The organism is Acinetobacter sp. YH01025, from assembly GCF_013420185.1.
In the GTDB taxonomy this organism is placed as follows: Bacteria; Pseudomonadota; Gammaproteobacteria; order Pseudomonadales; family Moraxellaceae; genus Acinetobacter; species Acinetobacter indicus.
Map to the genome: position 1 here is coordinate 1 of NZ_VOYR01000015.1, position 14,327 is coordinate 14,327.

Below are 14,327 nucleotides of genomic sequence, written 5' to 3' on the forward strand. Positions count from 1 at the left end.
CATTGATTTATTTATATCTGTTAAACCAGTCGCATTATGAAATGTAATATAAGTAGAAATTTCAGTATAAATGGTCATGATCTTTTCTAAATTTGAATATCTAAGCGTCTTCATTAATCAACCTTATTGATTATTAGTTTCTTCTTTTAAAGCTCTTTGTACTGTTGCTATCCCTACTTTAAACTTTTCTGCAACACCTCTAAATGTTGAATTTTCTTCAGCCATTGCTTTTCGTATTTCAACATAGTCAACCTTCCGCTTTCTTCCCTTATATAAGCCCTTCGCTTTGGCTTTTGCAATTCCTTCCTTTTGACGCTCACGGATCATGGAGCGTTCAAACTCTGCAAATGCAGCAAGCATCTGAAACATGAGTTTATTTATTGCCGATTGTGCTACATCATGACTGAAGGTCAAATTCTCTTTATGAAAAATAATGGTTATACCACGATCATTCAGACTATTCACAATTTCGTTCAGATCATTTGTATTACGTGCCAGACGATCAATACTATGAACATGCACCGTATCACCTTCACGCAGATAGTCGAGCATTGCATTTAACTGAGGACGTTCACGGCTACCACCGCTTGCCTTTTCAGTAAAGGTCTTATCCAGGCTGATTCCATCTAATTGACGTTCAGTATTTTGTTCAGTTGAACTGACTCGAATATATCCGACCTGATTAGGCATTCTGTACCGTTAGAGTTTAGATAATTAAATACATATTGTACCGAAATTAAATATTAAGTCTATAAATACGGTTTTTGAGTTGCTTTTTAAGACTTTATTTTGTTCCGTTAGGCTATACTCTATAGTTACATAATTCGTGATTTAAAGAGACCTAGAAAAAGAGAAATGGTATTTATTTGAGCTAATCAAAGTTGAGAAACTTTAGAATTCTTGCGTTAGTCAAATTTTAAGCAGCCAAAAGCTATATTCTATGAGGTTTTAGCCAATTCAAAAATTAGATAAAACTATACTTTCTCAAGAGGTCTTTTGATTAAATAATAAGCGTGGAACGTGAAAAATCATAAAAAAAGCCCACCTTGGGGTAGATGGGCTATCAACTAGAAACTACAGCATTGATTTCTAAAGAGAATTAGAACGCATTTCGTATAAGGTGTATTATGTTAATTTTAGAAAATCTTTATATATCAGCATCAATTTTTTAGGATTAAAATGTTAGTTAAAAAAGAAAGATTAAGACCACTAACAATTAAAGACAATGTATGGACCGGAATTTTTTCTGCTATTTTAAGTATTTTGTTCTTATTTACCAATGAATACGAATTGGCCTTATCTTGTGCACTGATTTCAGGATTTACATTACTATTTGCTTTGTTCAGAAAACACATAAATGATGTACTACCACTTTCGATAAATTGGTTATTTTTTTTATTATTACTCTTTGCTGGAATTTCGACAGGCGTAACAATAGCACAAGATATTAATCAATCAGCACAGCAAAAAGAGATGTGCGGTCAAGTCGAAAATATTTATATTCCGCAGCGTAGAGGAATAGAAACCTTTGATTTAGTTAATAAGCAACAACGTTTGAATGGATTACCTTATTTTAGATATAAAAATCAGATACACGAAGCAAGTAATCAAATTTGTGTAATCTATTCACATGCTGAGAAATGGAATAAAAATCCTTATATCCACATGGTAAAAGCAAATCAAACAGGATATTCAAAATAATTAGATTTTTTATCTTTGTGCAAAACCGAAATAACCTTATACGATATAAACATCCATAAGCCTCTATTTAACATAATGGATATTATACGAAATGCATAACCTATAATTTATACTTATCAGTAAGTTAGTAAGCCTAGTTCTATTTCAGTTCTAGGCTTTTTTATGTTCCACGCTATTTCGGACGTTTTATAGGCATATTTGATACTTTATGCCAATCATTTTCCTACTTTTTAGCTTTGTAGTTTTTTAAAGCTGCACGCTGTTTATTTAATTCATCTACTGAATTTTGACTTATTGCATTTAGTGCTGCCATAGTTACAATGTAAGCAGCATTTTCTTGAATTAGTGTTGTTCGCTCTTGTTCGTAACGTATCCAGCTTTGGTGTTCAGAATAAACATTAATTCCTTGAGCCTCATATTCTTTAGCTTTTAATCTAACATTTACTGCGGCAGTAGTTTGATACGGAGAAATTTGTGACATAGAGACTATGTCAACTGATGCATTTGCCGAACGTAATAATTTGCAGACCTTATCATAATTTTCAAATACGAAACCTTTCTCTTTGATTGTTCTAATCAGTGATTGATTAGTTGTAAAATCAATTGAACATTCGTCTTTTGCATAAGTTTGTGTTGTTGAAATTAGTAAAATTGATGATGCTAATGCATACTTTAGAGCTTTAATCACTTTATATTACCAGTTGGTTTATAGAAATATTTAATAAAAAAGTATCTAAAATTAGACAATTAATTGTACTTTTATTTAAAATATTGTTCCAAGCGAAATATGACTTTTTTAAAAGTTCTTAGCTATTTTTAAGTATAAAAAAACCCGACCAGGGATGATCGGGCTAAAAAATAAACTACAGCACTAATTTCTGAAAGGAATATAACATAAATCACAAAAAAATAAAGATGTGAGCGTTCCTTCACAGGTCGGGCTAGTTGCCCTTCGGGTCGATACATTCGTATCGAGCAAAGCCAACATCCCTAACACAAAAGCAAAAGCACTGGACTATATATAAGGACTTTCCCTTCAACTTATGCTGCAACAACCAACATCATTGGGTAATCCTCCCATAAATAACCGAAGTTAAAAGTAGAGGTTAAGCAGCCATTAGTGGTTATTTGCAACAGTGCCCTTTTTCTTATGCACGTGGCATGTTCCCTCAGGTTTGATTTAAACCTTCTGCAGTAGAAGTTGAACCTCAACAGCTTGGGCTGCAAATAATTTTTAGCTCAAGTTTGATTGCTCTAAGTAATCTATAACCACCTTCTGGTGAGATAGATATTCAGAACACAATCCGACGAATGGAGTTGTTTTTTTCCACTGCTGTTTTACCATCTTGATTATGTTACACAATCAAGATGAACAAGTAAAATGGATGAATTTCAGCATGGTGGTGCCCGTGAAGGTGCTGGTCGCAAACCAGTTCATGAAGGCCCAACCAAAGTGATCCGGGTTCCCGAAGCCCGTGTACTGGAGATCAGGCAGTATCTGGATCAGATAAAAAAACCAGCCCGCAATGATGTTGCTTCGATTACTCCGGTTGAAGCCAGAACACATTATGAGATTCCGGTTGCCTTGCAAAAGGTGGCTGCAGGTTTCCCTTCCCCAGCCCAAGACTATATCGACAAGACCCTGGATCTGAACGAGTTCCTGATCCAGAACCAGCAGGCTACCTTTATCGTTGAGGTGGAATCGCTTTCCATGCGCGATGCCGGGATTGATCTGAAGGACAAGCTGATCGTGGACCGCAGTATTGAGCCCAAGCATGGTGATATTGTTCTGGCCCTGATCGACAATGATTTCACCATCAAACGACTGATGATTGAAGGCGACAAACGCTGGTTACAGGCGGAAAACCCGGATTATGCGGATATCCATTTGAAAGACGGTCAGACCCTGCTGATCTGGGGTGTAGTCACCAGTGTCATCAAGAAGTTCAGATGAACAGCCCCGAGCGGATTTATGCCCTGATCGACATCAACAACTGTTATGTCAGTTGTGAACGGGTGTTTAATCCCAGCCTGAATCACCGTCCAGTGATTGTGCTGAGCAATAATGATGGTTGTGCAGTGGCCCGCAGTAATGAGGCCAAAGCCCTGGGCATCAAGATGGGTGTTCCGTTGTTTCAGGTTCAGGACATTGTCCGGCAGCATCAAGTGGTGGTGCTGTCGAGCAACTATGCCCTGTATGCGGAAATGTCCAATCGCTTCCATTCGATTTTGGCCGGTTATGTGGCTCCGCATGAACAGGAAATCTATTCGATTGATGAATGTTTTCTGGATTTAACCAGTTATGCACAGCATTTTGACTTGACCCGCTATGCCAGAGAGATGAAACAGCGGATCTGGGACTGGATCGGGTTGCCGGTATCCATCGGGATTGGTCGCAGCAAGACCGAAGCCAAGCTAGCCAATCACCTTGCCAAGAAATGGCCTGGCTTTGCAGGCGTATGCAATGTGCTGGAGCTGGATTATCTGGATCAGGAAACGCTGTATGCTGGAATTGAGGTGGGTGAAGTCTGGGGTGTGGGACGTAAGCTGGTCAAAAAGCTGAACCAGATGGGCATCCATTCGGTACTGGATCTGGCCATGCAGGATGCGCATCGCATGGGAAGTTTGTTTTCAGTGCTGATGCAGCGCACGGTGCTGGAATTACAGGGCATCTCCTGTTTGCAACTGGAGGATGCTCCTGCACCCAAGCAGCAGATTGTGGCTAGCCGCTCCTTTGGAGAACGGATTACTGAGCTGGATGATCTGAAAGAAGCCATGGGTAAGTATGTGCAAGATGCAGTCATGCGCTTGCGTGCGGATGCCTCGCTGTGTGGCTGTATCATTGCTTTTGTGCAATCCAATCCCTTTGATCAAAACACAGCGTATTACAGCAAATCGTTGGCCTTTGAATTCCCGGAACCCACGGACTGTGTACTTGATCTGATTCATGCTGCGATGCAGTTACTGCAAGGCATCTATAAGCCAGAGGTAAAGTATAAAAAATGTGGGGTGATTCTGACCGGTCTGGTCAGCAAGACCCGCTATGTGCCTGATCTGCTTACAGACCATCGCCAGCGTGAAAGCAACGAACAGCTGATGCAGGCTTTAGAAGCCGTGCAAGCCAGATATGGCAAGACTAAACTGGCAGTGGGATCGTGTTATTTACCACAGCGGAAATGGTCGATGAACCGGACACATCTGACCCAGAACTATTTCAGCTGGCAGGGATTATTGAAAATTACCCATTAAGCCAACACCCCTTTTTAGGTTAAACAGGTGACAATTAACAACCGGACATCTATCCAGCCCCCCTATTGCGGACGGATCGCTGCTGGGAAGATACTCATATCGCTATGGTAAAACATTGAGCTCATCATATTGCAAGCAACTCAGGAGGCTTAAATCGCATGGCTAAAACAACAAAGGACGAAATCCCTGTAGAAGAATCAGCTCAAGCCAGTGAAGTTTCTGACAAAGTAACGGAAGCTAGAGCGTTATTGGGCAAGCAAATGTCCGCAAACCTGATTGCGATCGCAGAACTGACCCATACCCCGATTCCACACATGCAGGTAGATGAACACGGGGTTTTTCACGAGATTCAAAACACTGATAGGTAGACCGGCATGGATTGCAGTAACGGACGGTATTCTCCTGTTCAATCGGTCGAGTGCTCAGATCCGGTTTGATCGTTATCGTTAAGTCCATATTTTTGTACCTAACACATGGTTTTATACAGTTAAGTACAGGAATACGTACTGAACAGACAAAGCGTTTTTATGGTCCTTAGGCTTTTTTTCTATTCCTTAAAGGTGTCATTGAGCGCCTGCTGAACCGCCTCAATCCTTGATTTGCAGGCTTTGTAGGCGGTCATGGATTCTTCAACGATCGCCATCAGGTTATCAATATCCGGTTCTTCCTGCGATTCCAGCAGTTCGGCATTCTTCTTCAGAATCTCGTAGCCCTGTTTGAAACTGAGTTCTTCATTGTTCATGTGTATTTACCTGTGTCACGGTGGCATCAATCATGCCATCCTGGAGTTCGATCTGGAGTTGCTGGCCAGTGATTTGTTGCACTGAGCGGATGGCTTTGCCCTGACTGCGGACAATCGCATAGCCTTTAGCCATCACGTTTCGTGGGTTCTGTAGCAAGGTTTCCCGCATCAGGGATTCGGTCTGCTGTACAGCCTGCCGCAGCTGTTGCTGGGCAAAATACTGGGTATCGCTTTTCAGCAGATCAACGCTACGCTGCGCATCATTGAGCTGGCTTTGTGCCAGGGTTTGGATGGTTTTCAGATACTGGTCATTCTGGCTTTGATAGGCGGTCAGCTGATGCTGGGACAGCAGTTTGATGGTTTGCAGCGCAGTACTGGCTTCATTGACCCGTTCGACAATCAGGTTACGGATCCCGGCGATGACTTTACTTGGGGTATCAAAGGAGCGATGCGCGATTTCATCCAGAATGGTGCGGTCTTTCTCGTGGCCAATGCCCACCCAGATCGGCACTGTTCTTTTACACAACAGTGCAGCCAGATCATAGTCGTTCAGGTACGCCAGATCATTCACTGCTCCACCCCCACGGATGATCACAATTAGGTCGGGAGCGGTCTGGTAATCTTGAGCCCACTGCCTGAGTGCACTGGCCAGAGCCTGCATGATGCTGGTTGGGGCAGTATTGCCCTGGAAGGTGGCTGAATGATAAACGAAGTGGCAGACACCCGCCTGAGCCAGGGCATCGGCATCTTTTTTAAAGTCTCCCAGCCCGGCGGCATTTTCCGGGGCGATGACCAGTACGTTCTGCAAATCAAAAGGTGCCGGTAGCTGTTTGTTGTTATTGAGCAGGCCTTCCTGGGTCAGGCGCTGCAGGATCTGCTGATAGCGTTTGGCAATGTCACCTAAGGTGAAGCTGGAGTCGATATCTTCAATATTGACGGAGAAACCATATTGCGGATCAAATTTGGCTTTGACCTTGATCAGGACATTCAAGTCTCTGGACAGTTCAATGCCGCTTTCCCGTTCAAACCTTAACACGATTTTTTGTGCGGTGAATTTCCACAGGGTGCCTTTACAGCTGGCAATCACTTTATGGCTGTCTTCATCTTTCTCTGCCAGTTCCAGATAGTAATGCCCGCCTTTGATGCTGAGATTACGGATCTCGGCTTTGACCCATACCGCTTCATCGAAAGTCAGCTGGATGACTTCCTGTACGGTGGTCAGGTATTCACTGAGACTGAGTTGGGTTTCTGACATGAAAGAAAATACGGAATGCGGTCATTTGATCCTACAAAATAACAGCTTTCATTGGCTTTGTTGCATAAATATGTAAGCATCTGATTTAAATAAATTTAATTTTGGATCAAAAACAATCAAAACTTTTAAAATCATATGGTTATGAAATCTTTGTGCAACAAAGCCACTCACAAATATAGCTAACTAATAGTGAGTATCTAATCGAGGAGGAAAATTTGAAACTTTCAATAATAAATAAACTTTAAAAACAAGGAAAAAATGATACCTCCTGCCATATTCAAAAACTCTAAATATACGTGAATATTGCTGTATTATTTTTATTCAATAGCACACATGGATCTGACATCTGAACTACTTTTGAAGTTTCCAGCAACACAGATAAGTACTCTAAAAAATTTCAAAAAAAGCAGAATCACCATTCATCCACAAGCGTATGGTTTCAACTTATGCTACTTAAATATGTTTAAAAATCTCACTGCAGATTTAGATATTTCTAATCGCATAAAAGAACTCCATGTGTGGAAAACTTCAGAATTTGATGGCTACTCCATTTTCAATAATATTCACTTATATCTTAGCTATTTAAAGCAAGATATTAATGAAGTCACTTTAATTATTCACAATCAACAATCTTTTTCAGATGATGAGTTAGCATTTCTGATGGAGTTATGCAGTCGTGAATTTATTCAATTCATCAAATCTACAAAATTTGACATTAAGACTTTGAACCCACGAAAAACATTGCACTTGATTAATACACATCTTTCACGTCAAACACTATTAACTCTTAACAAAGGATCATCTTTAAAACCACATCATCAAATGAGTCTGGAACTGCTAGCACAACTACTTGCATGTTCTCGAAATCAACTGAATCAGCGGATTAAAAATATTAATCAACAGCGCACACATATTTTTAATGAATTATCACTCAACAGCAGATGTGTAAAAGAACTCATTGATCACTCTGATAGTTGCCTAAGTACAGAAAAAATTTGGAGATCATAGTGTGGAACGATCTAAACGAGCATATTGATTTGCCAGTTATTTCACTGCAAAAAACACTAGAAAAACTGTTTGGTGATGAGCAATTTGAACGTACGCAACATATCAACTTTGTAGTTAAACTATTGTCTTCTCAACAGACTGACAATTTTTTGGTTGGTCTTAATCTCGATTACTTTGATATCGATGTAGAGTTTGATTCACAGCTGCCGACACCTCTGGTAATCGCTTTCACGAAAAAGGTTAAGATTAGTGATTTACCCATTACGTCATACATCAATTCAATTGCGCAATTATCTGAGTCAAAAACTCATGCGCAACATTGGAATATTCTAGTTTTAAAAGCGGCAATTTATTTAATTGCTCTTCCTGAGCTTAAACCAGAGCTTTTTAAACAAGCACACACAGAACACTTCAATACCGTAAAGCGCTTATTCCAGCGCTTTAGGACTGCAAATAAAAATTTAGATACTGAAAAAAAATATCAAAATACAGAAGAGTATCAACGTCTCTGGAGTACCTATCTTCAAGATCCAACACAGAGCTTAGAACAATTTATTCAACATCTGATCACATTAGATACGGATGAATTGCCGGAGTTTGATCGCAATCTACTCAATGATATTCGCATTACTTTTAACTACGTTTTAAAAAACAAAGCGAAGATTGCACGTGCAAGTATCGATACACAACTTCAACATCAGTTTCTTGATGAAGAACAATTCATTGAAGAAAGTATCGAAATCAAAAAAGGGGCTAAATCTAAAGCACTGAATATAGAAACCTTAATTGATGAGCCGATTAATCGGCAAATTGTTGTCAATCCAACTGACGTCACACCACTCGCAGCACATTCAGAAACGAGTCAAAGCTATGTTCTACCGCTTGTTGCAAAACATATTCAACGCAAAGAACATTTACTCACGTCGAGTAGTTTTTTTCCGAATCCATCTAGCGTGAACCATCTACTGAAAAGACTTCATGTGGACTACTCTGAACATCAAAATAAAAGTGCTTTGATTCTAATGCTCGCATTTTTGACCGGTAATAGTGTGAATGAGTGGCTATATATACAAAGCAAGCGAGCTAAAAACTTAAATAACCGCCAAAAAATGATCAATAAAAATGATCAATTCTTCTTAAACAGTAAATTTAATGTATTTGAAAACCGAGATTTTGAGTATTCAGACAGCTTGCTTAATCAGACGATCTATTTAGACATTCCAATCCCGAATCTATTCATTGAGGATCTCCGCAAAATGGATTCGGTTAGTTTCGATGATATACAGCAATATTTACGCAAATTAAGACAAGAATTATTGATTCCAAAACTGTCTGTCGTAAAGGTGAGTTCTCTACTGCATCATACGGTTCTTGCAAAAACAGGGAATAAACAACTCGCAGATTTAATCACAGGGATTGATGCCAATCAGTCATCATCTATTTCTTATTGTCATCAGAATATTCCACGATTACATGCACAATATGTTGATATTCTAAAATCACTTTGTGCAGATATAGCAAGCACATATGAAAGTTGTGTACCTTCGCCCCCTGATTCAATAATTCATTTTGGTAGTCGTAAAGCTCCAAAACCACAGATCATTACAGAGATTTTTGCTGTATTGAAGTTTAATATTTTTTCACAAGCTGAAGACGATCTGATTGCTATATACAACCACTACAACATCTGGATGTGGCATATCCTGCTTCTTTTTACAGCAGCACGCCCCGTTGCTGAATTCCCTGGATTTCTTAAAAGCTTTAATTTAAAACGCCAAATTTTGATGGTTTCTGACAAAGAAGCAGGCGGTCGCAATGGATTCGGACGTTTAATCCCACTTTGTTCATTTTTAGTTGAAGAGATAAAAAAATTCCTTAAATTTTTAGAATATTTTTCGATTCAAATCATGATGAGTCATCCAGCTTTAAGTGATGCTATACAACAAATAGAAGCAAGTAAGCTGCCCCTTTTGGGAATCATCCAAGATGATGAGTGGAAACCACTAAGTCATTCTACAGTCAAAAATTTCCATCCTGAATTAGGACTTGCTCATGAAAATTGGCATCGCCACACAGCTCGTGCATTTTTGACTCATAAATTTTCTGAACCTGAAATTTTAGCTCTATTTGGGCATGAGCTCATGCAACAAGAAGCAGCACATCCATTTTCCAGTTTATCGCTCTCACAATTTTCTAAAATTGCAGATGTTTTAGAGCAAATGAAAACATATTTTAAAATTACAGGTGTTGAAGATCATGTCATCACGCAATAAAAAAATCTCAGAAAAACGCTATGCTGAAGACAGACGTCAATTCAAACGAGATGAGCCTAAAAAGGACATACGAGCTAATGCAGAACAAGAGCTCCGACAATACTTTGATGAACAAAAATTCTCAAATGAAGACTTAATTCAAGCTTATCCTGCAATTTATGAGTTTATTAAACATAAAGCACCGAATCTTGCCTGGAAAAAATATGCTCATGAATTCTTCCGAACATATATCAAAGACCTCAATAAAAGTAATAACCTAGACCTCCCACTACCTTATCTTACCTTTGAGATGAAACGCGATGAACCAATTTTCACCCTAGATTGGATCCAAGCCGGTCATGAAATTGACATCATCCTCGAAAAACTGTGGGATTACTGGATTCTTGCTCAAGATAGTTCCGCTTTTTCTGATGATGAAATTATTGGGAATATTCTGCTTTGCTCAATGTTATACGGTGGATTAAATCAAACAGCTTCATTAAATGCTTTGCTCGAACATTTAAAAAACCCTGAAAAAATCCAAAAAATTTGCGATTTTAATATCATCTTTTTAGAGCCACTTTCTCGAAGCTATGGCGATCTATTTGTTGATGAAAAAACAATACGAAAATCACGTAATTTTGTTCCAGATCAACTCACACGACTCTGGCTCATTCACTTCAATACAAGACAAATTCGTGACATCAGTCTAGACGTGAATGCGTATCTGCACCTCATTTTTCAAAAAATAAAACATCCATACACCAAAAAGACTTTTAAGTTTTTACGTGACTACGCCAATTTTAATTGGCTACAACTGCAGAATGCAGATGTTGATCCTGCCCTTTCACAATGTTTGTTAGAAAACACACTCACGTGTGGTTTATCAGAACATGAGTTTGAAAACTTTGCATTCCCAAAATTTAAAACTCAATTAAGTGATGAAATCGAACGAAATGTCTCTTCTACAGCCAAAGTCCTACCAGATCTCAATACGTCTGAAGCAGTAGAGAATGTGATATTTATTCATAAAAACTTGCTGAAAATAATTCGCACATCATCAACGGACCAACCTATTGCTGAACTCATTATTGATTTTTGCCTGCGTCACCAAGAGCAGTTTAATGAGTTTTCTAAACGTATTATTTTGTGGCTCATCAGTCTCTATCTACCAAGTTCAGAGCAAATAAAAAAATTATCAGCCACCTTTGATTTTGATACAACTCAGTACACGAAGGTATTTCAAGATAATCAAAAACTCGCAGATAGTTCAATCTATACATATTACACCCGGATCGCAGAACCGTTTTTAACTCATGCCTTACAATACTTCGATGCCGACGATGACATTAATGATCTGCTGAACAAAATCTATCAACAAATCATTAGCAATACACGACTTGCTGATGAAGCAGATCGACCTGAGTTTAAAAAATCTAAAGACCAAACAATCCGGATGTTGAAACGCTTTCACACCTTTCAACAAATTGTTTTTCAAGCAGAAGATTTCGAACTTGAATTTATTGCATCGCAAAGTAGACCTCGTGCACGCATCATTGGTCATACAGCCTTCCAGGTCATATTAAAGAAGTTAAATCAGCTCTTACATGACCAATCCATCTCAGACCATCACTATAAATTATTAAAAATTATTTATATTTTGGCTTACCGTACTGGTATGCGTATTAACGAAATACTCGGGTTACGTGTAAAAGATATCGAGGGTTTAAATCAATTTTCTATCTGGGTTCAACCTTATGGTTCAAAAAAACAAGGGAATCAACATCTGCTCAAAACGGATAGTGCGGAACGGATTGTGCCTGCATACGCTTTGCTAAAAGATGATGAGTACCAATTCTTTAGCGATTTTGTTGTTGAAAAACGCTTAGAAAATAAGAAAAGTTTATATTTATTCAGCAACTTGAATGAAAATAAAAAACTGAATAAACACACTGTCACCGTACCCCTAAAACTGATATTAAATCAGATCTTTAAAGGGCATCATTACTCCTTTCACTCTTTTCGTCACACTGCAGCGAATCATTTATCGCTTTTACTGAACTGTGAATATGCACCACTAGTGCAAAAGCTAACTGACTATAGCGAAAACGAATATCAAAAAATTCGAGCTGAGCTACTTCAAAATCAACATGGACAAAACCATTGGTTTGTTATTGCACATCTCTTAGGACATATAGAGCCAGTTGAAACATTCAAAAGCTATATTCATTTAAGTTATCTCATAGCTGGTCAAAAACTACTAAAACATCATCCAGATATGCCTAATGAATTGGCTAAAAAAATTATGGGCCACAATGCAACGTTTAAAAATTTGAAAATAACAAATGATGAAAAAGACTTTAATTTTGAAAAAAACCAGGCCGTTCTAGCAACTATATTATTGAACGATCAAACAAAATGGCTTCAAAGTAATGCTACTGATATTTTAGATGAACTGTCATTACAAATAGATCAATCCCATGATTTTTTTGCTTTCTTTGTTGGAACAGAAGATTCTAAAATTTCACTTCAACGCTTCTATGAAACGCTCAATATATTGGAGACCACTAACGATCCTAAAAGTGCAGCTCAACGTATGTGCTTACCAGAAGAACTCGTCAATTATTGGTATGAAAATGCCCTAAATTTAGCAAACATTAAATCAAAAAAAGGGAATCCGCGTTTATTTAGTATTGATAGCTCAACCCACTTAAAACCAGCAATGCTTGATAGCGCTGAAGAGCTTCATGCAGTGACTTATTTTTTTGAACATCTACAGAAAATAGCTCGTAAAAATCCAATACAAATTGCATACGTCCTGAATGTATTTTTAAATCGAGTGACCGCATCACATACCGGTATCCATTATCGCTGGAAGAATATCGATCAACTCGAACATTTTTACTCCCAAGTTAAGGCTTTATTTCCTGCCAAATTTTGGCACTTACTTGGACAAGATTTGCAAACAAAGTTAGATGCTAAACAACAGCCTCAACTTTTCAAATTAGCAAAAGCATCAACAGATAAACATCCATCGACTCTAGAAGAGTTTCCTCGTCTACAACTCTACTCAGTAAAAGATGGTCATGCTCTTGCTGCATTTAAATTTTGCTTACATCTAGCATGTATTGGTCGCCCACTACCTATTCAGCTTAATGGATTAGATTACATGTCACCTGATACCGTACATAAGCCTACAACTGTATTCCACCAAGAGGAACTTATTGAAACTGATTAAATCGCCGACTGGACTGCTCCAAGTATCCTAGACACGAGACAGCCTCATTTTGAAGCTGCCTCAAATGCTTCTGGGCTCATTCCTTACCTGACCAGCATTGTGGTAGGTATCGGGCTTTCATCATTTAATTTAGGAAGTGAGCAAATTACGCAGGACATAGTGCAAGATCCCACAGACCTTAAAGTATTCCACCTCATTCAAGGTATCAATACGACACAACACTTGAAAACGGTTAAATGTACCATCGATATGTTGTACTTCTACATCCAGTATTTGATGCGGATGAATATCATCTGACAAACCTAGAATTGAAAGGAGGTAATCGCTGAAATCACCACATCACCATGCTGCAACGGATATTTTTTACCCTCAATCATACAAAAAACATTTTCATGTGACAGGTTGGCGTGTTTTGCTTCAACAGCCGCACCTCCCCTCCTTCATTTTCCAGACGCTCTTTTTCTTCTTTGACCGGTTTCAAGATCAGATCCATCAAAGCATCAAAGGTATTCGGCACTTGCGACAATAGCACACGATCCTGCGGACGTTTCGGACCTGCCAGACTGGCTTCTACCGTCGACATATCTAAAGCCAGCGTATCTGTAAAGACGGGTTCATCCCTCGGATTGCACTAGGCAGCTAAATGCAGGGCTGCGAGGAAATTTTGCTAGAGAGTTGCCAACAATTCAGATCTGGCTGCCAATTCCGTAAGGAGATTAAGGTAAATTGAACCGCGTATTTTAACTGTATTTTCAGAGTGATTTCAGATCACTACGTAGCAAGGGCTTTTACAGATCGAAATGATAAAGTCATAAATTGCTTTTCAAAAAAAAAGAAACTAATATGTTTCTTACAGGACCTAAAAGCAATAAATTTATCTAC

General features: G+C 38.7%; 12 protein-coding genes and 1 pseudogene. 7 read left to right on the plus strand and 6 right to left on the minus strand.

The annotated features are described in order from the left end of the window. Positions 1-123: 123 nt before the first annotated feature. The gene (locus FTT89_RS13060; protein WP_006581699.1) at positions 124-690 is read right to left on the minus strand and encodes a recombinase family protein; all 567 of its coding nucleotides are present in this window, start codon (positions 688-690) and stop codon (positions 124-126) included. Positions 691-1,179: 489 nt separating this feature from the next. Here FTT89_RS13060 and FTT89_RS13065 point away from each other — a divergent pair, with 489 nt between their 5' ends. Further along, positions 1,180-1,701: a hypothetical protein gene (locus FTT89_RS13065; protein ID WP_160241752.1), complete on the plus strand. Its 522-nt coding sequence runs from the start codon at positions 1,180-1,182 to the stop codon at positions 1,699-1,701. 223 nt (positions 1,702-1,924) lie between these two features. Here the strand turns inward: FTT89_RS13065 and FTT89_RS13070 are convergent, their stop codons facing one another. Continuing rightward, complete coding sequence (locus FTT89_RS13070) at positions 1,925-2,389, minus strand: hypothetical protein (protein WP_160241753.1); 465 nt, start codon at positions 2,387-2,389, stop codon at positions 1,925-1,927. Positions 2,390-3,082: 693 nt separating this feature from the next. Between FTT89_RS13070 and FTT89_RS13075 the strand changes: the two genes are divergently transcribed. From FTT89_RS13075 to FTT89_RS13085, 3 genes are all read left to right on the plus strand, one after another. Then, positions 3,083-3,655, plus strand: coding sequence for a LexA family transcriptional regulator (locus FTT89_RS13075; RefSeq protein WP_005180682.1), 573 nt, complete (start codon positions 3,083-3,085; stop codon positions 3,653-3,655). Beyond that, positions 3,652-4,950 carry a DUF4113 domain-containing protein gene (locus FTT89_RS13080; protein ID WP_016658936.1) on the plus strand — a complete coding sequence of 433 codons (1,299 nt, stop codon included), beginning with the start codon at positions 3,652-3,654 and terminating at the stop codon, positions 4,948-4,950. Before FTT89_RS13075 ends, FTT89_RS13080 begins: the two co-directional genes overlap by 4 nt. Positions 4,951-5,108: 158 nt before the next feature. Beyond that, on the plus strand, positions 5,109-5,318 hold the full coding sequence (locus FTT89_RS13085; protein ID WP_016658935.1) for a hypothetical protein: 210 nt from the start codon (positions 5,109-5,111) through the stop codon (positions 5,316-5,318). A 179-nt stretch (positions 5,319-5,497) separates the two neighbouring features. On the opposite strand, the gene xseB is transcribed toward FTT89_RS13085, so the two are convergent. Then, positions 5,498-5,692, minus strand: coding sequence for an exodeoxyribonuclease VII small subunit (gene xseB, locus FTT89_RS13090; RefSeq protein WP_005180690.1), 195 nt, complete (start codon positions 5,690-5,692; stop codon positions 5,498-5,500). Further along, a complete protein-coding gene (xseA, locus tag FTT89_RS13095; RefSeq protein ID WP_016658934.1) occupies positions 5,682-6,947 on the minus strand; it encodes an exodeoxyribonuclease VII large subunit in 1,266 nt (421 codons plus the stop codon). The genes xseB and xseA overlap by 11 nt, the downstream gene beginning before the upstream one ends. A 333-nt stretch (positions 6,948-7,280) precedes the next feature. On the opposite strand from xseA, the gene FTT89_RS13100 reads away from it, so the two are divergent. From FTT89_RS13100 to FTT89_RS13110, 3 genes are read left to right on the plus strand one after another with little or no spacing between them, the layout of a single operon-like run. Beyond that, entirely contained in the window at positions 7,281-7,955 is a 675-nt protein-coding gene (locus tag FTT89_RS13100; protein WP_160241755.1) for a hypothetical protein, read from the plus strand. Further along, complete coding sequence (locus FTT89_RS13105; RefSeq protein WP_160241756.1) at positions 7,955-10,228, plus strand: hypothetical protein; 2,274 nt, start codon at positions 7,955-7,957, stop codon at positions 10,226-10,228. The genes FTT89_RS13100 and FTT89_RS13105 overlap by 1 nt, the downstream gene beginning before the upstream one ends. After that, positions 10,212-13,445: a site-specific integrase gene (locus FTT89_RS13110; RefSeq protein ID WP_168383601.1), complete on the plus strand. Its 3,234-nt coding sequence runs from the start codon at positions 10,212-10,214 to the stop codon at positions 13,443-13,445. The genes FTT89_RS13105 and FTT89_RS13110 overlap by 17 nt, the downstream gene beginning before the upstream one ends. Positions 13,446-13,574: 129 nt before the next feature. Here the strand turns inward: FTT89_RS13110 and FTT89_RS13115 are convergent, their stop codons facing one another. After that, positions 13,575-13,745 carry a hypothetical protein gene (locus tag FTT89_RS13115; RefSeq protein WP_160241757.1) on the minus strand — a complete coding sequence of 57 codons (171 nt, stop codon included), beginning with the start codon at positions 13,743-13,745 and terminating at the stop codon, positions 13,575-13,577. 14 nt (positions 13,746-13,759) lie between these two features. Then, positions 13,760-14,073 (minus strand): annotated as a pseudogene (locus FTT89_RS13120) (aconitase family protein); the annotation flags it as partial. Positions 14,074-14,327 lie beyond the last annotated feature (254 nt).